Origin of the sequence: Bacillus sp. AY18-3 (assembly GCF_008042305.1) — a bacterium.
Lineage (GTDB): Bacteria > Bacillota > Bacilli > Bacillales > Bacillaceae_G > Bacillus_A > Bacillus_A wiedmannii.
Map to the genome: position 1 here is coordinate 33,411 of NZ_QKQR01000012.1, position 20,415 is coordinate 53,825.

Below are 20,415 nucleotides of genomic sequence, written 5' to 3' on the forward strand. Positions count from 1 at the left end.
AGGGGAGAAATATGGGGAAGTACGTTGCTTGTTTTGATATTGGAGGAACTTTTATAAAATATGCAATGATTGACGAACAAGGAATAGTACATGAACAAGGGAAAATAACAACACCAGTACAAAATCAAAAGAAAGAAATTTTGTATCGTATTTGTGAAGTAATATATGAGTTTGAAAAGAGCTATAAAATTCATTCTGTAGGTGTATCATCGTGTGGGATTATCGATAATATCAAAGGGGAAGTTCTGTATTCTGCCAATATTTCGGGATATAGCGGTACAAAAATAGCAGATTACATTTATAGTGAGACAGGGTATGTGGCGATAGTTGAAAATGATGTTCGTTCAGCTTGCCTCGGTGAAATGTGGAAAGGAGCAGGGAAGGGGAAAGAACATATTGTTTTAATCACACTTGGAACCGGGATTGGTAGTGGAATCATTACAAATGGCAAAATGCTTCAGGGAGTGAAAGGGCTAGCAGGAGAGCTTGGTCATATGATAATTGTTCATAATGGAGAAAAATGTAGTTGTGGCGGAGAGGGATGTTATGAGAGATATGCATCGACTTCGGCGTTGATTCGTCAGTATAAAGAAGCATCCAAAATTCAAGGGCTAGAGATAGGCACAATCACAGGTGAAGAAATTATAGAACGTATGTACAGAGGAGAGTGGTTGGCAAAAAATGTATATGAACAGTTTCTACAGTATGTTGTTGCTGGTTTAGTAAATATTACTTATATATTTAACCCCGAATTAATTATTGTTGGGGGAGGTATTACAGGGCAAGGTGAACCATTTTTGAAACAAATTCAAGAAAGGTTCTATGACAAAATAATGGAAATCTATCAAAATAAGGTGAAAATCGTTTTAGCATCATTACATAATGATGCTGGTGTATATGGAGCTTGTTATGTAGCGTTGAATCGATGTGAGGAAAAGTCAATGAATATATAATCTATAATCTTAGAAGATATTTATCGAGAATAGTTAACATGTGTAGAGCTTTTTTATTCAATTCACACAACCATCATCTTGTTTATGTAGAAGGTGATGGTTGTTTTTATTTTGGGATTTAAGGGGAAGATACATTCGTTAATGATGCACTATAAAGTATTTACGGATGTGATTTATCATTTCGGTTTTCGATTTGAAGTATAAGTCAAAAGGAATATAATTATGAAATAATTTCCAAAAATATGTTAAAATAACATTGTCATACAACAAGGGGGATTTGTTTTATGGAAAATGGATATCTTGCTAAAGTGGATTTAATGAAAAGAATAGAATCGAAATCTAAGTATAATAAGAAACTTGAAAAATACCAAAGACGTTTATTAGCACTGCAGCAAATTGTAAAAGAAGAAAAAATTGCGGTTATGCTTGTTATGGAAGGTTGGGACGCAGCTGGAAAAGGCGGAGCGATTAAGCGAGTGACGGAACATCTTGATCCGCGCGGGTTTCAAGTAAATCCAATTGGAGCACCAGCACCTCATGAAAAACGGTACCATTACTTGCAACGTTTCTGGCGAAAACTTCCTCAGTACGGGCAAATTACTATTTTTGATCGCTCATGGTACGGACGTGTGTTAGTTGAGCGTGTTGAAGGGTTTGCTACAAAGGAAGAGTGGACGAGAGCGTATGATGAGATTAATGATTTTGAAAAACTATTAACAGATGATCATTATATAATCGGGAAGTTTTTCTATCATATTAGTAAAGATGAACAATTAAAGAGGTTTAAAGATAGAGAGAAAAACCCTTTGAAAAGATGGAAAATTACAGACGAAGATTGGCGTAATCGTGAAAAGTGGGACGAGTATGCTGAAGCAATGGAAGACATGTTTGAAAAAACAAATAAGCCAAATGCGAAATGGCAAATTATCGCAAGTAACGATAAATTATACGCACGTTTGAAAACGTTGAAAGTTATTATTTCATTAATTGAGGATTACCTCTTAGAACATAATATAGAATTACCTTCGTATTATTATGAAATAAAAGATGGAAAGACAGAAGGCTTTGAAACTATTCAAGATGAAGTTGTAAAATAGTACAAAGCTTGTATATGAAATATAAAGTAGATCCACCCTGTAATTTTGGGAACCCCTCGGTAATAGGCAAAATGTAAACCGTGGGGTTCTTTACATGTATTAATAAATTTCAGCATTTGGTTGTTCTATAGTACATTAACAAGAGGTAGTAGTTTTATAGAGAGGGTGAGAGAATGATAGATACAGCAGATGCTTCAATAAGTAATCGTATGTACACAGAAGAAGACCAACAAAAATTATACAAACGAACATTAATAATCGTCAGCATCTCACAAATGTTCGGCGGAGCAGGGTTAGCTGCTGGCATTACAGTAGGTGCACTTCTTGCGCAGCAAATGCTTGGGACAGATGCATATGCAGGATTACCGGCAGCTATGTTTACAATGGGATCTGCGGTAGCGGCTTTCTTTGTTGGAAAATTATCGCAAAAACATGGTCGCCGTATAGGGCTTTCGGCAGGTTTTATAGTAGGCGGACTAGGGGCTATCGGAGTTGTGGGGGCAGCTTTAACAAATAGTATTATTCTTTTACTAGTTTCTTTACTTATATATGGCGCGGGCACAGCTACGAATTTACAAGCGCGTTATGCTGGAACGGATTTAGCGAATAAGAAGCAAAGAGCAACTGCTATTAGTATTACGATGGTAATGACGACTTTTGGTGCAGTCGCAGGCCCAAATTTAGTAGGTGTAATGGGAAGGTTTGCTCATTCAATTGGAATTCCTGAACTTGCTGGTCCGTTCATATTATCAGCAGCGGCATTTATACTGGCGGGTCTTGTTCTATTTGTTATGCTTCGTCCAGATCCGTTACTTATTGCTAATATGATAGAAACATATAAACAAGAGCATATATATAAAGGGCAACCAGTAATAGAAGAAGCGACAGAAAATAAACGAGGTATTACAGTTGGGGCAATCGTAATGATACTTACTCAAATCGTGATGGTTGCAATTATGACGATGACTCCAGTTCATATGGGGCATCACGGTCATGGATTAAGTGCAGTAGGGCTTGTGATTGGTTTTCATGTAGGTGCAATGTACCTTCCCTCTCTCGTTACAGGAATGTTAATTGATAAAATTGGAAGAACTACGATGAGTATAGCTGGCGGAGTAATTTTACTAGCGGCAGGTGTCATAGCTGCAATAGCGCCGAGTGATTCTTTAATACTATTAATTGTTGCTTTGTCTTTACTTGGATTAGGATGGAACCTCGGTTTAATAAGTGGTACTGCTCAAATTGTTGATGCAACTATACCTTCCACACGTGCAAAAACACAAGGGAAAATAGATGTGTTTATTGCGCTAGCTGGAGCTTCAGGTGGAGCGATGTCAGGTATGGTAGTGGCGAATTCAAGTTATGCGGCATTGTCATTAGCTGGAGGAGTGTTAGCTTTCATGCTCATTCCTGTTGTGATATGGGCTCGGACAGGTAAATAAAGTTAAGATAAAAGAAGCTGCGTTCAAAGGGAGGTAACCAATCTTTGAATGCAGCTTTTTTGTAGTGAATTGTATAAAAAACTTTTAGTTTAAATCCCACTCCACAATAAGCCCTAAATGCGTAAGCCCACCGCCAAATCCGTATAGTAAAAGTGTGTCTCCATTATTTAATTTTCCTTCTTTTCTAGCCAAATCTAGTGCAAGTGGAATAGAGACGGAAGATGTATTCCCCATAAATTCCACACTCGTTAATGTTTTTTGTGTTGGAATTTGAGATTTCTCACAAATAGATTCGATCATTCGTAAGTTAGCGCTATGGGGAATGAACCAGTCTATATCATCTATTTGCATATTTGCGGTATGTAATAGTTCTTTTATACCTGTTGGCACCGTGCGTGTTGCCCATTTATATACTTCTCTTCCATTTTGCACGATTTTTTCATTTGTTTGCAGTGGTGTACCATTCATGGTTGTAGATAAGTTTGTTCGGTATAGATGAATACCACCGTCCCCATTTGTTCCCATGTGTGCGGCAATAAAGCTTGGTTTGTTTTCATCTCTTTCTAATAAAATAGCTCCAGCACCATCGCCAAATAAAATACAAGTCGTTCTATCGGTGTAATCAGTAACTTTAGATAATGTCTCTGTCGCTACGACAAGTACTTTTTCGTGTGATCCAGAAGTGATTAAGCTATTCCCAACGTGCAAGCCATATGTGAAACCAGCGCAAGTTGCATTTAAATCAAATGCTATTGTATGAGGTATGCTGAAATGTTGTTGTATTTGACACGCGACACTAGGGAAAACGTAGTCAGCGGTTGTTGTAGCGACGATGATACAGTCTATATCTTCTAAGTTCTTTTTAAAAGTTGTACATAAATTTTCAATTGCTTGAATGGCTAAGTGTGAAGAGTATTCGTCTTTGCTCGCAATTCGTCTTTCCTTCATTCCTGTTCTTTGTGCAATCCACTCATCATTCGTATCAATCATTCTCTCTAAATCGTTATTAGATAATATTTGATTTGGAACATAAGTACCAATTGCAGTAATACGAGATTTAGAATGCATGGGAACATCTCCTAACTTATTTTATAACCTGATACTATTATTAGGTTATAAAAATGTCAATAAAGACTTTTATTGTATTGAAACGAAAAAGCTTAACTTACTATGAAGGAATTTGGCGAGTGTTGTAAAAAATAATATACGATAAGTTTTTAAAATTGATAATGAAGAGAGTTGGGCTCTTTGAAAAGAATTTTGTATATATTGCCTGTTGTCATTATTTGTAGCTTTATTCTTATTATTTTTCCAGGGAAATCTTATGCTTGTGATTGTATTAACGTATCAGCAGAAGATGCATTTCAAAAAAACGATGTAGTATTTGAGGGGAAGGTAATTGGGGTTGGGATTGAAGTATTATTTGAAGTGAAGAAAATTTGGAAAGGGACAACTTCTTCGCAACTTATTGTATATACAAATGGTGGTGATTGTGTATTTCACTTTGTAGAAGGAGGAGAGTATTTAGTATATTCTTCTCAAAGAGGATCAGAAAAACAATTACACACATAGTTGTAGTGGAACGAAGAGATTAGATGAGGCAGGGGCGGAGAAAGTGGCTTTAAGTCAAATTGCAAAAGAGTCTATTCCGACGAAGAAAGTCGATTTAAAAGAGAAGATGGTCAGCGGTTTCAGTTGGTGGCAAGTTGTTACCCTTTCTATAGGTCTGTTACTGATAGTAGCTTTTGTGATTTTTAGTGTAAGAAGAATGCGCAAAAAATGACGATTAAAGTAAATATATAAAGAATTTCTTTCTGTTTCTATAGGTGGTTTAATCTTGTGAAAGCGAATTACTTATGCTACACTTTATGTAACTTAAAATGAACGGAGGGGCTTCCTTTGATCTTAATCAGATTACGTCTCAATACTTTGTGCCAATAATTGAATAGCGCTCAAAGGCTCTGTCTGTGTGCAGAGTGAACGGGATTGGTCTGCCTATTTTAAAGGAACCCTTTATTAAGCTTATATGTGAAAAAGAGGGAGGGACGAATACGCCCTCTTTTTGTTTTGCCTTTATAAATAGAATGGGATCGTATAGGTGAACACTTATTGTGGATGCGTATATGATTTTGGGACTTATTGACTATGAGATAGGATGAAAGTATAGCTTTCTCCTATTTCTTTGGTGAACCCTTATCCGTTTACGAAAACACAGGCAGTAACCTGTGTTTTTTATTTTACGTAATCGAAATGGAGGAATAAATATATGGAAGAATTATTACAAAGAGCAGTTTTAGTTGGAGTAAATTTAGGTAATGAAGATGATTTTGCATATTCAATGGAAGAGCTAACAAATCTTGCAGAAGCTTGTGATGTAGAGGTAATTGGGCAAGTGACGCAAAATTTACAACGAGTAAATCCGTCCCATTATATTGGAAAAGGAAAGATTGAAGAAGTAGCAGCTTATGTAAATGAAGTAGATGCGAATATGGTAATCTTTAATGACGAATTATCTCCTTCTCAAATTCGAAATTTAGAAGCAGATTTAGATTGTAAAGTAATTGACCGTACCATATTAATTTTAGATATTTTTGCGCAACGTGCGAAAACGAAAGAAGCACAGTTGCAAGTAGAGGTAGCGCATCTTCAGTATATGATGCCACGTTTAATCGGTCTTCGTGAATCGTTAGGAAGACAGAGCGGCGGAGTTGGTACGAAAAATAAAGGTGTCGGTGAGAAGAAATTAGAGTTAGATCGTCGTAAAATTGAAGAACAGATTTCAGTTTTAAATAAAGATCTAGAAGCACTTGTTGCCCAGCGTCAAACGCAGCGAAAGCAACGTAAGAAAAATGAAGTACCAGTTGTAGCATTAGTAGGCTATACGAACGCCGGAAAGTCAACGACGATGAATGCAATGCTTGAAATTTACAATGGTACAGAAGAAAAACAAGTATTTGAAAAAGATATGTTATTCGCGACGCTAGAAACATCTGTGCGAAATATTGATTTGCCAGATAACAAATCATTCCTATTAACAGATACAGTTGGATTTGTAAGCAAATTACCGCATCACCTTGTGAAAGCATTCCGTTCAACGTTAGAAGAAGTAGCGGAAGCAGACCTACTTATTCACGTTGTAGATTACGCGAACCCAAATTACGAACAGTTAATTGACATTACAAATGAAACGTTAAAGAAAATTGGAGTAGAAAATATTCCAACCATTTATGCTTATAATAAATCAGATATGGTAGATGTTGAAATTCCGAAAGTACAAGAAGACCGCGTTTATTTATCAGCGAAGAAACATGTTGGGATAGAAGAGCTTGTCGAAATGATTCGTTCACATATCTATAAAGAGTATACGAAGTGTGAAATGTTAATTCCGTATGATCAAGGACAGGTAGTTTCTTATTTCAATAATCATGCGCACGTTTTATCTACAAGTTATGAAAACGAAGGTACAAAACTAGAAGTAGAATGTAAGACGAGTGATTACGAAAAGTATAAGCGTTTTGCAATTTAATAAAGAAGGCGATCCTAATATATGTTAGGATCGCCTTTTTCTTATTCTGTAATAGAGGCCCACTTATAAGAATAAATTCCTGCAAATGGACGAATAACAACACCTTTTACTGTTGGACGTTCTAAATATACCAGGCCTGATTGGAAGATTGGAGCGATAGCTGCATCATCTTCCAGTAAGACTTTCTCTGCATCTTGGAACGCTTTCCAACGTGCTGGTAAGTCAGTTGCTAAAGTAGAGCTCGTTTTCTCAATTAATTCGTCGTATTGTTTGTTTGAATAGCTCATCTTATTAAACGGTCCGTCAGTGACAAACATATTTAAGAATGTTGTAGGATCAGGATAATCTGGTCCCCATGTAGAAAGTGAAATTTCATAGTCACCATTTCCTTCACGATCTAAAAATGCTTTTACTGGAAGGGGCTGTAATGTGATTTTTAAGCCAGGTAAGTTTTTCTCCAATTCACCTTTTAAAAACTCGCTAATTTTTTTATCGTTAGACTCATCAGTTGTTATGATTGAAAGTGAAGCGTTTTGTAAGTTTGTTTCTTTTTTTGCAGTTTCCCATAGTGTTTTAGCTTCTTTCACATTTGTTCCTACTTTTACATTACTTGTACTGCGAAAATCTTTATTATCAGGTCCTTTTACGAATCCTTTCGGAACAAATGCATTCGCAGGTATAGAACCATTATTTAAAATCGTTGTTGCGATTCCTTGTTTATCAAAAGCGAGCGAAATAGCTTTTCGAGCATTCTTGTTTGCTAATAAAGGATTCTTTTGGCTAAATCGGAAAAATGTCATAGAAGGACGTTCCATTTTCTTTAAGCTCGGATCTTTTTGATATTTATCGACAAACTCTGAATTAATCGTAATTCGGTCTACTTGTTTGCTTTCAAATAAATTAACGGCTGTGGAAGTATCTTTTACGATATTTACATTAATTTCACTTAACTTCACATTTTTATTATCCCAGTAGTTCGGGTTTTTTGACATTTTATAACTTGTATCATGTTTCCATTCACTTAATTGAAACGGCCCGTTATAAACTACATTTGCAGCTTCAAGTCCGTAATTTTTCCCTTGCGCTTCTACAACTTTTTTGTTTTGAGGATAAAATGTTGCGAATCCCATTAACCCTAAAAAGTATGGAACAGGGTGTTCTAACTGTACTTCAAGCGTTTTATCGTCAATTGCTTTTACACCAAATGAGTCAATTGGTAATTCTTTTTTATTTATTTTTTCTGCGTTTTTAATATCGAACATAATATGTGCGTATTCAGAAGCAGTTTCTGGATTAACAGCACGTTTCCATGCATATTCAAAATCATGTGCAGTAACTGGATCACCATTTGACCATTTTGAATCGTGTAATGTAAATGTATATGTTTTTCCGTCTTCGCTCAGCTTGTATGATTCAGCTGCTGCAGGAACAGGTTTATTGTCAGGGCCAGGCATATATAATCCTTCCATTACGTTGTTTAATGCAGCGTAAGAAAACCCATCAGTTGCGATAGATGAATCAAGTGTAGAAATTTCCCCAGCTTCTACAATGTTTAATACTTGTTTTGAAGATTCTTTTTTCTTTTCTCCGGTAGTTGTTGCCTCTTGTTTTTGACCACATGCTGTTAAAAACATAGATAATGTGATTGAGAGTGCAACGATTCCTTTAGTTTTTTTCTTCATAGTTGTCATCCTTTCCTTCATCTCTGTCCTAGTATAAAAGAAAATATAGAAAATTTCTATAAATAAATCCGATAAAACTTATAGAAAAAATATATTATGTAAGAAGTGATATTTCTGGAAAAAGAAATGAAACCAGTATAGAATAGAAATGTTTCAAAAGTCAGAATTTATCGAGGTTAAAGTTTTACTTTATTACACTTGCTGTAATAAATATATATTTTGTACAGGAAGGAGAAATACATATATGCAGGCAGTTTCGAAAAAAAATACAATGGAAACACCGACGATATATCGAATTCTATTTGCGATTAGTTTCGGTCACTTTTTAAATGACTCGATGCAAGCAGTCGTGCCGGCATTGTTTCCTATTTTGGAAAAAACGATGAATTTATCTTATATGCAAGTAGGATGGATTGCGTTTGCATTAAATATGACGTCATCGATTATGCAGCCGGTTTTTGGTATGTATTCAGATAAGAAGCCATCACCATTTTTATTACCGCTCGGTATGTTTTCGAGTATGCTTGGAATGATTGGACTTGCATTTGCACCGAACTTTATTATTGTTATCATTTCTGTTTTATTTATCGGATTAGGTTCCGCAGTCTTTCATCCAGAAGGTGCTCGAGTTGCTTATATGGCAGCTGGTGCAAAACGAGGTTTAGCGCAAGCGATTTATCAGGTTGGAGGAAATACAGGGAATTCCTTAGCTCCTATTTTTACAGCGCTAATTTTCGTTCCGCTCGGCCAAATTGGTTCTTTAGGTTTTACAGCCTTTGCAGCAGTAGGAATTGTATTATTAATTTTCGTATCAAATTGGTATAGGAATGAATTAGCAACTGGCGCTGTGAGAAGAAAAAAGAGGGCTGCGCTTGAGGCGGAAAATGCGATTGTAAGTACACATATTAAATTTGTTATTCTACTTCTTGTTTTTCTTACTTTTGTACGTTCTTGGTACGGTGCTGGTATAGGGAATTTTTATCAATTTTACTTAATTGAGCATTACGGTTTATCTATAAAAAATGCCCAGTATTTCGTATTCGCATTTATGATTGCCGGTGTATTAGGAACTTTCTTTGGTGGACCGTTAGCAGATCGATTTGGAAAGAAAACAATTATTTTATTTTCAATGCTAGGTTCGGCGCCACTTGCCCTTTTATTACCTCACGTTTCGCTCATGTGGGTCGTACCACTATTTTTATGTATCGGTTTTATTAGTTCAAGTAGTTTTAGTGTAATTGTTGTTTATGCGCAAGAGCTTGTTCCTGGAAAAGTAGGGATGGTATCTGGATTAATTGTAGGGCTTGCGTTTGGACTCGGAGCTTTAGGATCTGTAGTACTTGGGAAATTGGCTGACATATATAGTCTACAATTCATTATGTTACTATGTAGTTGTCTACCATTAATTGGACTTACTTCTTGGTTATTACCAAGTGATAAGAAAACGATAGAATAGGGGATGCACTATGAAATTATGTGAAAATGTTACAGAATTAATAGGAGATACACCTGTCGTCCGATTATCTAAATTTATTCCAGAAGACGCAGCGGATGTGTATGTAAAACTAGAAATGTTTAATCCATCACGCAGTGTGAAAGACCGCGCTGCCTATAATTTACTGCACGTTGCAGAAGAGAATGGTCTCATCAAACCAGGAGATACAATTATTGAACCGACAAGCGGAAATACAGGAATAGGCTTAGCAATGAATGCAGCTGCGAAAGGGTATAAAGCAATTTTAATTATGCCAGACAATATGTCAAAAGAGCGTATAAATTTATTGAAAGCATACGGAGCGGAAGTAGTTTTAACACCGGCAGAACAAAGAATGCCAGGAGCAATTGCGAAGGCATTAGAACTGCAAAAGCAAATTCCAAATAGTTTTATTCCGCAACAATTTGAAAATCCAGCAAACCCGAATATTCATCGTTATACGACTGCACTTGAAATTTATGAACAAATGGATGGCGAGCTTGATGCATTCGTAGCAACGGCTGGAACTGGTGGAACTATTACAGGTACTGGGGAAACGTTAAAAGAGAAGCTACCAAACTTATATATTGCAGTAGTAGAACCAAAAGGATCTCCCGTTTTATCAGGCGGTGTTCCAGGTCCTCATAAACTAGTAGGAACAAGTCCAGGGTTTATCCCGAAAAACTTAAATACAGAAGTGTATAACGAAATTATTCAAATTGCAGACGAAGAGGCTTTAACGACAATGAGAAACTTAGCTAGACAAGAAGGTTTATTAGTTGGGCCATCGTCTGGAGCATCTGTTTACGCAGCAATTATGATAGCGAAACGTCTAGGCGCAGGTAAAAAAGTTTTATGTATTGCACCTGATACAGGAGAACGTTATTTGAGTATGGGATTATTTGAATGAAATTGATAGAAACAGCTTAATCGTGAAATTGTCACGATTAAGCTGTTTGTTTTAGGTTGTAAAGAGGGGAGAGAATGACAATGAAACTATTAAAACCAACAAATGAATATAGCGAACAAATTATAGAGTATCGGGAGGCATTTTTACATACGGATGAAAAACCACATGGTAGTAGTTCTTTACAAAATTTTGATTCTCTCGATAAATGGTTTGAAAAAGTGAGTATACAAGAAGTGGAAGAAAACTTACAAGGTAATCGAGTACCGTCTAGTCAATTTTTAAGTTTTGAAAAAGGGGAACTTATAGGTTTTGTGAATATTAGACATAGATTAAACCAAGAATTATTACTGGAAAGCGGTCATATCGGTTATAGTGTACATCCAAATAAACGTCGTCAAGGTTACGCTACGAAACAACTACAACTTGCATTAGATGAAGCACAGAAGTTAGGGTTACAGAAAGTGTTAATAACTTGCGATAAAGTTAATATCGCTTCGGCTAAAACGATTCAAAAGGTTGGCGGTATGTTAGAAGATGAAGTAGTTTCTGTTCATACTGGGGAAATTGTTCAGCGTTATTGGATAGAAATATGATTTAGTGGGACATTGAAAAGGGAATACAATGCATAATATCGAAATAGATAAATGAAAAGGTAACTGTGTACTGCAATTATAGGGGGAAATGAAGTGGGATTAAAAGAGAAAGCAATAGAAATGTCGGAGATTTATAGGAGAAATCCGAAAGTAGAGACTATTATTTTAGCGGGTTCAGTAGCTAGAAAACTAGAAGATGAACATTCAGATATAGAATTGCATATTTTATGGTCAATGCCACCAGAGGATGAGGATCGCAAAGGGCCAATTAACTATATTGGTGGAACAATTTTGTCATATCACCCTTACGAGGAAGAAGAATGGTCGGAAACGTATTTGACAAAAGAGGGAATTAAATTAGAGATTAGTAACTTTTTAACTGAAACTGTAGAGAAAGTTATTTCGGATGTGGTGGATCAATATGATATAAGTTATGAAAAACAATGTATCGTATCATCCGTTCATGATGGTGTTAGTTTGTATGGAGAAGAGAAAGTACATGAATTAAAAGATAGAGTGGTGGCATATCCAGAAGACCTAGCGAAACGGATGATTTCAGAAAATCTTTGGTTAAGTAATCGCTGGCATAATCGAGAGGCGCTTTTAAAACGAAAAGACTGGCTTATGTTATATGATGTTATTTGTGAAGTGCAAAGAAATATATTTGGGGTCTTATTTGGTTTGAATAAAATGTATGTACATCATCCGGCATTTAAATGGATGCCACATAATGTGGAACGAATGATTATTAAGCCTGAAAATCTATACGAGCGTATGGCAAATACGTTAATAGGGAAACCGGAGTATAGTGTACAGGAGTTAGAAGTGTTAATTGAAGAGCTATTACATTTAGTACAACAATATGCTCCAGAATTACATATTACTGAACAACAAAAACGTATACAATATGCGAAGTAAAAAAGAAGGGATGTAACAATGAGTTACCTCCCTTCTTTTTATTTGACTAATTTACCTAGTATGGGTAATCGTTGAAGTCTATCACCGAGAATATGTGAAGCAAGTCCGCTCGTTAGGACGAATAAAAGATAAACAATCCCTCCTACAGCGCCGCATATAAAGACAATGAGAAGTGATTCCATATAGGATTGTCCAGGAATCATCCATTTTAAAATCGCTTTTAATGCAATTACAACAGCAGACATTGCAGCGGAGTAAATTGTAATAAGAAGTACTGTTTTTGCTGTCTCACCAATTTTAAATTTCGCAAACTTAATGATGCAGTACAACATAATAACATTGGAAACGAGGTATCCAAGAATTGTTCCAAGTACAGCACCGTGTCCGCCAAATAAATGTAAGAGCGGTGTATTTACTAAAACTTTAACGAGAATACCGACTGAGAAAGCGATCATCGTTTTTCTTTGATAATCGATTCCTTGTAATATAGCTGCTGAAACTGTGAAAATCGCACTTAGTATAGCAGAAGGTGCAAATGAAATTAAATATTGTGATCCCCCAAGTGCAATTTCAGGATTTACATAAACCATACGGAAGGCATCGTAAGCGATGCTAGCAAGACCGAATGCAGCTGGGATAGTGAAGAATAATAAGACTTGAAATATCTTTGCAATTTGTTCTTGTAGTTCTTCTAGTTTCCCGCTTGTATACGATTTCGTTATAGCCGGAATGATCGTTAATGAGAATCCAGTTGCAAGAGAAGCTGGAATCATAATTAACTTTTGGGCATAGTTCGTTATATAAGCGAAAACTGCATTCGCTGTTTCTAACGGCTCGCCCATCGCCCTAAGGACATCAGCTACAGTATATTGATCTACTAACGTGTAGAGTGGAATTGCAATACCGACAAATACAATTGGGATTGCATATCGAAGTAATTCCATATAAATATTTTTTAATGGAATATTCGATGCCCTTGACTTTAATTCTCCTTCGGGAGGCTTTAATCTATTATATTTTTTCCAGTACAGCATTAAAATCGAAACGCTGGCAAGCGCTCCGATAACAGCGCCAAACGTAGCAACTGCAACAGAAGAGGCGACTGCCCCCCCTAATAGTTTTGAAACGATAAAACTACCAACTAAAATGAAAACCACGCGCGCAATTTGTTCTACGACTTGAGAAACGGCACTTGGTTTCATATGTTGAAAACCTTGGAAATAGCCACGTGTAACACTCATAGCTGGTACGATAATAAGTGCGAAACTTAATGCTCGCATCGTAAGTGTTACGTCGGCGATAAATTGTGGATCTGGCGTTTTCGAGCGAATAATAAATTGTGATATGTATGGTGCTCCAATAAATAAAGTTAAAAACCCTAAAAAGCCCATAAACAACATTAATTTTACGCTAGAGTTGTATAATTTTTTGCTTGTACTATAATCACCGAGCGCATTATGCTTTGCAACAAATTTGGAAACAGCAATAGGAATACCAGCTGTTGAAAAGCTTAATAAAATACCGTACCAAGAGTATGCATATCCATATAAAGCGACCCCTTGTGTTCCGACTAATAGTTGAAAAGGGAAGAAGTATATAAAACCTAATATACGTGAAATCATTGTTGCACCACTTAATAAAGCAGTACCTTTTAAAACTTTTGAAGTAGACAAAATTCTTTCCTCCTACTCGTGCTGTCTTGCATTTATCGTATACTACTATAAACCTGTTAGAGAAGTTAATATAGTATGGAACATAAATATTCTAATATTATTCATTTAAAAGTCATATTTTACATTTTTTAAATAGAACGTAATACATAAAAATTCAAAATATAAGTTGACACTATTTTTAATGTGTGATAAAAATGATAGTAATCAATTCGGAAAATAATATTTGGGCAATGAAAGGGTATAGTAGTGAATATCTCCCTATTTCAGAGAGCTGATGGTTGGTGTGAATCAGTATATAGATTATTCATGAAGTTCGTCCTGGAGCATCTTTCATAAATCTCACATTGTGAGGAAATGAAAGACGGTAGTTTATACCGTTATCAAATAAAGTGGTGAAGATTGTTTCACAACTAGGGTGGTACCGCGATATTTATCGTCCCTACGTATTTACGTAGGGACGTTTTTTATTTAGGTCCTAACTTTGTTGTGGCTTCATAACTAGGGTGGTACCGCGATAATTTATCGTCCCTACGTATTTGCGTAGGGACGTTTTTTATTTAGGTCCTAACTTTGTTGTATCTTCATAACTAGGGTGGTACCGCGATATTTTTGTCGTCCCTACGTATTTACGTAGGGGCGTTTTTTTTATTATTAGGGAGGAAGTGAATGTATTAGAAAAGAGTATTGATAGAACAATATAAATACTGAACTGAAACAAAGAAAAAGAGACAGAGAGGAGATTAACAAATGAATTCACAGCAATGGACATCGAAATTAGGTTTCGTATTAGCTGCAGCAGGTTCAGCAATTGGTCTTGGGGCGATTTGGAAATTCCCATATATGGCCGGCATCGGAGGAGGCGGGGCGTTCTTCCTTATTTTCATCGGTTTCACATTATTAATTGGTTTACCGCTATTATTAGCTGAATTCGTTATCGGAAGAAGTACACAAAAAGAGGCTGTTGATGCATATAGAGAAATCGCACCCAAAACATTATGGCCATGGTTAGGGAAATTAGGGATTATAACTTGTTTCATATTACTTTCTTTCTACAGTGTTGTAGGGGGATGGATTTTATTATACTTATGGAATGCAATTACAGGTAGACTATGGGAAGGAAATGGCGCATACGAAGCTACGTTTGGTGAAATCATTTCCAATCCTTATTTAGCAGTAGGAGCACAGTTATTATTCATTCTTATTACTATTTTTATCGTAAGTAAAGGCGTACAAAACGGTGTTGAAAAAGTAAATAAATATTTCATGCCAGCGCTATTCGTTTTATTCTTTGTATTAATTGTTCGTGCCCTTACATTAGACGGCGCGGGAGAAGGAGTTCGTTTCTTCTTACAACCTGATTTCTCACATGTAACATCAGAAGTTATTTTATATGCGATGGGTCAATCGTTCTTCTCATTATCGGTCGGTGTAGCAGTAATGGTAACATATAGTTCATACTTACCGAAGGAAGAAAGTTTACCGCGTTCAGCATTTTCTATCGTAGCTTTAACATTAGTAATTACATTACTTGCAGGACTTGCAATTTTCCCAGTTGTATTTGCATTTGGATTAGAACCATCTCAAGGACCAGGATTATTATTTATCGTATTACCTGCTATTTTCAGTAAAATGGCGTTCGGAAAAGTATTCTTCGTTATTTTCTTATTGCTGTTCTTCTTCGCAACGATTACATCTGCTATTTCTATGCTAGAAATTAGTGTTGCGTCGTTAACATCAAAAGGTAAAGGCAAACGTGAAAAAACGGCCTTAATCGTAGGTTTATTAATCTTCGTTGTTGGAGTACCATCAGCATTATCATTTGGTATATTAAGTGATCTGAAAATTTTCGGAAAGACAATCTTTGATTTAGCGGACTATGCAGTGAGTAACGTACTAATGCCACTTGGTGTTTTATTAGTTTCCATCTTTGTTCCTTTAAAAATGAAGAAAGATGTATTAATGAAAGAGCTTGGTGTAAGTAAAAATAAAGGCTATAAACTGTTCGTATTATGGTTATTCTTACTTCGCTTTATCGCACCAATTGCGATTATTATCGTATTCTTAAATGTACTTGGCATTATTTAAAAAGGTAGCGTATCGCTCTATGATACGCTACCTTTTTACTTTGCTCTTTTTTGCAGTTCGTTTACTGTTACGAACTGATAGCCCTTTTTAGATAAAGAATCTAAAATACCTTCGATGGTCTGTAAATTTTCATTAGACTCATCATACATAGAGTGCAGTAAAATGATAGAACCTGGTTGTACATTTTTATTAACATATTCAATTTTATCAGCAGCAGATTTATAAAAAGTATCAGGTTCAAGATCCCATGTAATTGTTTCGATATTGTTTTTATTTAAATAATAGGGCAGACCAATTAGCTTTTTTCCGTTTGGTGGTCTAAAGTCAATTGTGTCTGTAAATCCCGTTTGGCGGATTAATGAATTCGTTTTTTCTATTTCTTCTTTAATAAAAGAAGGTGTTTTAAAAACCATTCTGTTATGAGAATATGTATGGTTTCCAAGTTGGTGTCCAGATTGTACGATAGCTTCTCCTAACGATAGGTTTTTTTCTAATTCATTTCCGATTAAAAAGAAAGTAGCTTTTGCATTGTATGTATCTAGTAGCGGTAATATTTGTTTTACATTGTTCGTAGGACCATCATCAAAAGTTAAAGCAATCACTTTTTCATTTGTTTCTACTCGGTTTGTTAAATCTCCAAACAATTGAAAACTTCTTGCGTTCATTAATTTGTATGTTCCAAATAATGCTACAGTAATAATGAATAATGTAACGATTGTAATAATTATTTTCTTTTTCATAAAGCAACCTCACTATATTTTTGAATTGGACTAAAAAGTATTATATCAAACTAAGTAATTTCATGCTTTAAAAAGGATGTGGATGCAAGGGGGAGGAATTTATCATATAATAAAATGCAAAAGGTATATTAGGAGGTGTTTATATGGCGATTACAATTCAATTGCCGGACACTGCAGCGTCTCATGCAAAGCCAAGTATGGAAATGGCGATACTTTGCGTGAGGTAGACAAGTAATATACAATCGCCTAAATGAGCTCGTATCATTTTTTATATTTGGCTTTGCACCTTATTGAAATGAACCATAAAAAATAAGGGGCGAGCAGAAATGAAATACGTTAAAGCTGCAACGGTTTTACCAGAAAGTTTAATTATTGAAATTCAAAAATATATACAAGGTGAAACAATTTACATTCCAAAACAAGAAACGAAACATTATAAATGGGGTACACGATCTGGAGGAAGAAAACAATTAGATGAAAGAAATAAAGCTATTAAAGAAGCGTTTAAAAGCGGAATTTCCATTCATCAACTTGCGGAGGAGCATTTTCTTTCCGGAGAAACGATTAAAAAGATCGTGTATTCTAAATAAAAATAAAAGAGTCTAGTTCAATTATTAAATTGAACTAGACTCTTTTTTGCTTTGTATCTATTGGATATATTGCGTATGAATGGACAAAATAATAGAAAAATGTGTCGTTTTTTTACTAAATAGAATATAGAACATTTGAGTGAAAAGCAGAAAGGTGAGCATTTATGAATCATATTGGACAAATAACGATAGAGCTTTTAATTGGTTTCTTTGTTCTATTAATTGCTACAAAAATACTAGGGAAAACACAAATATCTCAGCTAACCCCCTTTGATTTTATTTCAGCTATCGTCCTTGGTGAGCTCGTTGGAAATTCAATATATGATCCTAAAATTAAAGTGTGGTCTATTTTATATTCAGTATTTGTTTGGGTAATTTTAATTTATTCAATAGAAGTGATAACACAAAAAATAAGAGGAACAAGAAGGTTTTTTGAAGGGTATCCTTCAATTATTATCCGTAATGGAAAGATTGACCGAGAACAATTAAGTTCAAATCATTTAGATATTAATCAATTACAACAAATGCTTAGGCAGCAAAAAGATATTTTTTCAATTCGAGAAGTTGAATATATGATTTTGGAACCTAACGGAAACATAAGCGTTCTGAAAAAGAGCAAATATGAATCTCCTACTATAAATGATTTAAGTTTAAAACATAAGCCTGTATACTTACCAATTTCATTAATTAGTGATGGAAAAGTAGTGAAAGATAATTTGAGGGAAGCTGGTTTTGATGAAGGATGGCTGTACAAGCAAATAAAGCAAAGAGGGATTACTAAATTTGAGGATGTATTATATGCTGAATGGAAAACAGACGATGGTTTCTTTTGTCAGGAAATGGAGCGGTAAAATATAATCGATGTATGTAATATTCGTTTCTAAGTTATCTTTTACATATCAAAAAGCTGAATCATTGTATACAATAAGACTAGATCAACAATTTGTATGGAGTGATAAAGATGGAAGCTTTTATTAGAAGTGATCAATATAATTTTATAAAATCACAAGCTTATATTTTAGCAAATGGACATGCAACTGCAAATGATAGAGGTGTCATTCAAGCGTTAAAATCACTAGCGATTGAAAAAATAATACATGTATTTGAGAATTTAACGGATGAACAGAAAGAGTTAATTGATACCGTATTAACAGTTCAAAATAGAGAAGATGCAGAATCGTTTTTACTGAAAATAAATCCGTATGTCATTCCGTTTCAGGAAGTTACAGCGCAAACATTAAAAAAATTATTTCCTAAAGCAAAAAAATTAAAACTTCCTGACATGGAAGAACTGGATATGAAAGAATTATCTTATTTAAGCTGGATTGATAAAGGGTCAAGTAGGAAATTTATAATAGCGAAAAATGATAAAAATAAGTTTGTTGGTCTGCAAGGAACGTTCCAAAGCTTAAATAAAAAGAGCATTTGTTCATTATGTCATGGACATGAAGAAGTTGGGATGTTTTTAGTTGAAATTAAAGGTGATGTACAAGGAACTTTCGTTAAAAAGGGAAACTATATTTGCAAAGATGGTGTAGCTTGTAATCAGAATATGAAATCACTTGATAAATTGAACGATTTTATTGAACGATTGAAGAAATAAAGAAGGGACCTCTAGTATTTAAACTGGAGGTTTTTATTTTTTGAAGAAGTAATAATAGGCTTCTTTTGTAGCTGTAAATTTATAAAAAAAGTCGGGTCATTTATAATGAAATTAGATAAAAATATCTATTTGGATACAGTTGCTTATATGCAAGGAGGTAAAACATGAATTACATTTCACCGAAAGAAGAAATGTTAAAAGTGAAACGGTGGCCTAAAGATACGATAGCGGCAGGTCGTGGTCATACAGTTGCTCTTAAATCGGATGGCACAGTTGTGGCAGTGGGGCGAAATAAAGAAGGAGAATGCAATGTAAGCGGTTGGTGTGATATTGAAGCAGTCGCAGCGGGCAATGTTCATATGGCGACGAACACGGGTAATGCTCATACAATCGCTCTTAAAAGTGATAATACTGTGGAAGCGGTGGGGTGGAATAAGCATGATCAATGTGATGTAAACGACTGGCATAATATTGTATCGGTTGCGGCGGGGTGGCGTCGTACCATTGGCCTTAAACCGGATGGCACAGTAGTAGCAGTGGGGCGAAATAAAGAAGGAGAATGTAATTTAAGTAGCTGGAGAGATATTGTGGTGGTCACGGCGGGGGACTGGCATACAGTCGGTCTTAAAATGGACGGAACAGTGACGACTGTGGGGAATAATCGATATGGCCAATGCAATGTAAGTGGATGGAGTGCTATGGTGGAGTTGGCGGCAGGTTATCTTCATACTGTTGGTTTGAAATCGGATGGCAAAGTGATGGCAGTGGGTAATAATAAACTTGGTCAATGCGATGTAGGCAGCTGGAAAGATATTATGGCAATAGCGGCTGGTACGAATCATACAATCGGACTTAAATCAGACGGTACCGTGGTGGCAGTCGGCTGGAATGAGTATGGTCAATGTAATGTAAGCGATTGGCGTGATATTGTAGCGATAGCGGCGGGTTGTGCGCATACGGTCGGTCTGAAATTAGATGGCACGGTGGTAGCAGTAGGTGATAATACATACGGTCAATGCGATGTAGGTAGCTGGCGTAACATCCGATTGCCTAGCAAATAGTTAATTCACAACAAATCACTAGTAATATTATTCTATTTTAGGAGTAATTATGGAATAGGATATGTAGA

General features: G+C 35.6%; 17 protein-coding genes, 1 pseudogene and 1 other annotated feature. Of the genes and pseudogenes, 14 read left to right on the plus strand and 4 right to left on the minus strand.

Features of this window, described 5'->3' with window-relative positions; all coding sequences use genetic code 11:
* Window positions 1-11 precede the first annotated feature (11 nt).
* The 3 genes from DM800_RS11210 (at window position 12) to DM800_RS11220 (ending at window position 3,492) form a co-directional block, all read left to right on the plus strand.
* A complete protein-coding gene (locus tag DM800_RS11210; RefSeq protein ID WP_088608699.1) occupies window positions 12-953 on the plus strand; it encodes an ROK family protein in 942 nt (313 codons plus the stop codon).
* A 284-nt stretch (window positions 954-1,237) separates the two neighbouring features.
* On the plus strand, window positions 1,238-2,050 hold the full coding sequence (locus DM800_RS11215; RefSeq protein ID WP_098133625.1) for a polyphosphate kinase 2 family protein: 813 nt from the start codon (window positions 1,238-1,240) through the stop codon (window positions 2,048-2,050).
* Between the two features lie 173 nt (window positions 2,051-2,223).
* Window positions 2,224-3,492, plus strand: coding sequence for an MFS transporter (locus DM800_RS11220; RefSeq protein ID WP_097906898.1), 1,269 nt, complete (start codon window positions 2,224-2,226; stop codon window positions 3,490-3,492).
* A gap of 84 nt (window positions 3,493-3,576) precedes the next feature.
* Here the strand turns inward: DM800_RS11220 and DM800_RS11225 are convergent, their stop codons facing one another.
* Window positions 3,577-4,560, minus strand: coding sequence for a ketoacyl-ACP synthase III (locus DM800_RS11225; protein WP_087983062.1), 984 nt, complete (start codon window positions 4,558-4,560; stop codon window positions 3,577-3,579).
* 180 nt (window positions 4,561-4,740) lie between these two features.
* Here DM800_RS11225 and DM800_RS11230 point away from each other — a divergent pair.
* Both DM800_RS11230 and hflX read left to right on the plus strand, forming a co-directional pair.
* A pseudogene (locus tag DM800_RS11230) lies at window positions 4,741-5,275 on the plus strand (cobalamin biosynthesis protein CbiN).
* A 483-nt stretch (window positions 5,276-5,758) separates the two neighbouring features.
* Complete coding sequence (gene hflX / locus DM800_RS11235) at window positions 5,759-7,018, plus strand: GTPase HflX (RefSeq protein WP_061673188.1); 1,260 nt, start codon at window positions 5,759-5,761, stop codon at window positions 7,016-7,018.
* Between the two features lie 41 nt (window positions 7,019-7,059).
* Here the strand turns inward: hflX and DM800_RS11240 are convergent, their stop codons facing one another.
* Entirely contained in the window at window positions 7,060-8,700 is a 1,641-nt protein-coding gene (locus DM800_RS11240) for a peptide ABC transporter substrate-binding protein (protein ID WP_147786866.1), read from the minus strand.
* 244 nt (window positions 8,701-8,944) lie between these two features.
* Here DM800_RS11240 and DM800_RS11245 point away from each other — a divergent pair, with 244 nt between their 5' ends.
* From DM800_RS11245 to DM800_RS11260, 4 genes are all read left to right on the plus strand, one after another.
* A complete protein-coding gene (locus tag DM800_RS11245) occupies window positions 8,945-10,156 on the plus strand; it encodes an MFS transporter (protein WP_087983058.1) in 1,212 nt (403 codons plus the stop codon).
* 10 nt (window positions 10,157-10,166) lie between these two features.
* Window positions 10,167-11,084, plus strand: a complete 918-nt coding sequence (gene cysK, locus DM800_RS11250) for a cysteine synthase A (protein ID WP_000762271.1) — start codon at window positions 10,167-10,169, stop codon at window positions 11,082-11,084.
* Between the two features lie 80 nt (window positions 11,085-11,164).
* A complete protein-coding gene (locus tag DM800_RS11255) occupies window positions 11,165-11,677 on the plus strand; it encodes a GNAT family N-acetyltransferase (RefSeq protein ID WP_087983247.1) in 513 nt (170 codons plus the stop codon).
* A 93-nt stretch (window positions 11,678-11,770) separates the two neighbouring features.
* Window positions 11,771-12,595, plus strand: a complete 825-nt coding sequence (locus DM800_RS11260; RefSeq protein ID WP_048543298.1) for a DUF4037 domain-containing protein — start codon at window positions 11,771-11,773, stop codon at window positions 12,593-12,595.
* Window positions 12,596-12,633: 38 nt separating this feature from the next.
* Here the strand turns inward: DM800_RS11260 and DM800_RS11265 are convergent, their stop codons facing one another.
* Window positions 12,634-14,268: a putative polysaccharide biosynthesis protein gene (locus DM800_RS11265; RefSeq protein ID WP_087983056.1), complete on the minus strand. Its 1,635-nt coding sequence runs from the start codon at window positions 14,266-14,268 to the stop codon at window positions 12,634-12,636.
* Between the two features lie 221 nt (window positions 14,269-14,489).
* Window positions 14,490-14,712: a binding site (T-box leader), on the plus strand.
* A 303-nt stretch (window positions 14,713-15,015) separates the two neighbouring features.
* Here DM800_RS11265 and DM800_RS11270 point away from each other — a divergent pair.
* Window positions 15,016-16,353: a sodium-dependent transporter gene (locus DM800_RS11270; protein ID WP_060489936.1), complete on the plus strand. Its 1,338-nt coding sequence runs from the start codon at window positions 15,016-15,018 to the stop codon at window positions 16,351-16,353.
* A gap of 35 nt (window positions 16,354-16,388) precedes the next feature.
* Here DM800_RS11270 and DM800_RS11275 read toward each other — a convergent pair whose 3' ends face one another.
* Window positions 16,389-17,093 (minus strand): polysaccharide deacetylase family protein, encoded by a 705-nt coding sequence (locus tag DM800_RS11275; RefSeq protein WP_087983054.1) that lies wholly within the window; start codon window positions 17,091-17,093, stop codon window positions 16,389-16,391.
* A 326-nt stretch (window positions 17,094-17,419) separates the two neighbouring features.
* Here DM800_RS11275 and DM800_RS11280 point away from each other — a divergent pair, with 326 nt between their 5' ends.
* The 4 genes from DM800_RS11280 (at window position 17,420) to DM800_RS11295 (ending at window position 20,347) form a co-directional block, all read left to right on the plus strand.
* Window positions 17,420-17,683, plus strand: a complete 264-nt coding sequence (locus DM800_RS11280) for a CD3324 family protein (protein WP_087983052.1) — start codon at window positions 17,420-17,422, stop codon at window positions 17,681-17,683.
* Window positions 17,684-17,847: 164 nt separating this feature from the next.
* Window positions 17,848-18,534, plus strand: a complete 687-nt coding sequence (locus DM800_RS11285; protein ID WP_088062986.1) for a DUF421 domain-containing protein — start codon at window positions 17,848-17,850, stop codon at window positions 18,532-18,534.
* Between the two features lie 110 nt (window positions 18,535-18,644).
* Entirely contained in the window at window positions 18,645-19,286 is a 642-nt protein-coding gene (locus tag DM800_RS11290) for a FusB/FusC family EF-G-binding protein (RefSeq protein ID WP_085310389.1), read from the plus strand.
* A gap of 164 nt (window positions 19,287-19,450) precedes the next feature.
* A complete protein-coding gene (locus tag DM800_RS11295; RefSeq protein ID WP_147786867.1) occupies window positions 19,451-20,347 on the plus strand; it encodes an RCC1 domain-containing protein in 897 nt (298 codons plus the stop codon).
* Window positions 20,348-20,415 lie beyond the last annotated feature (68 nt).

Excerpts from the sequence above, each read along its gene's own strand:
- DM800_RS11215 (WP_098133625.1), top strand. The coding sequence starts at position 1,238 with ATGGAAAATGGATATCTTGCTAAAGTGGATTTAATGAAAAGAATAGAA.
- DM800_RS11275 (WP_087983054.1), bottom strand. The coding sequence starts at position 17,093 with ATGAAAAAGAAAATAATTATTACAATCGTTACATTATTCATTATTACT.
- DM800_RS11220 (WP_097906898.1), top strand. The coding sequence starts at position 2,224 with ATGATAGATACAGCAGATGCTTCAATAAGTAATCGTATGTACACAGAA.
- DM800_RS11270 (WP_060489936.1), top strand. The coding sequence starts at position 15,016 with ATGAATTCACAGCAATGGACATCGAAATTAGGTTTCGTATTAGCTGCA.
- DM800_RS11210 (WP_088608699.1), top strand. The coding sequence starts at position 12 with ATGGGGAAGTACGTTGCTTGTTTTGATATTGGAGGAACTTTTATAAAA.
- DM800_RS11280 (WP_087983052.1), top strand. The coding sequence starts at position 17,420 with ATGAAATACGTTAAAGCTGCAACGGTTTTACCAGAAAGTTTAATTATT.
- DM800_RS11255 (WP_087983247.1), top strand. The coding sequence starts at position 11,165 with ATGAAACTATTAAAACCAACAAATGAATATAGCGAACAAATTATAGAG.
- DM800_RS11285 (WP_088062986.1), top strand. The coding sequence starts at position 17,848 with ATGAATCATATTGGACAAATAACGATAGAGCTTTTAATTGGTTTCTTT.
- DM800_RS11245 (WP_087983058.1), top strand. The coding sequence starts at position 8,945 with ATGCAGGCAGTTTCGAAAAAAAATACAATGGAAACACCGACGATATAT.
- cysK (WP_000762271.1), top strand. The coding sequence starts at position 10,167 with ATGAAATTATGTGAAAATGTTACAGAATTAATAGGAGATACACCTGTC.
- DM800_RS11225 (WP_087983062.1), bottom strand. The coding sequence starts at position 4,560 with ATGCATTCTAAATCTCGTATTACTGCAATTGGTACTTATGTTCCAAAT.
- DM800_RS11290 (WP_085310389.1), top strand. The coding sequence starts at position 18,645 with ATGGAAGCTTTTATTAGAAGTGATCAATATAATTTTATAAAATCACAA.
- DM800_RS11240 (WP_147786866.1), bottom strand. The coding sequence starts at position 8,700 with ATGAAGAAAAAAACTAAAGGAATCGTTGCACTCTCAATCACATTATCT.
- DM800_RS11295 (WP_147786867.1), top strand. The coding sequence starts at position 19,451 with ATGAATTACATTTCACCGAAAGAAGAAATGTTAAAAGTGAAACGGTGG.
- hflX (WP_061673188.1), top strand. The coding sequence starts at position 5,759 with ATGGAAGAATTATTACAAAGAGCAGTTTTAGTTGGAGTAAATTTAGGT.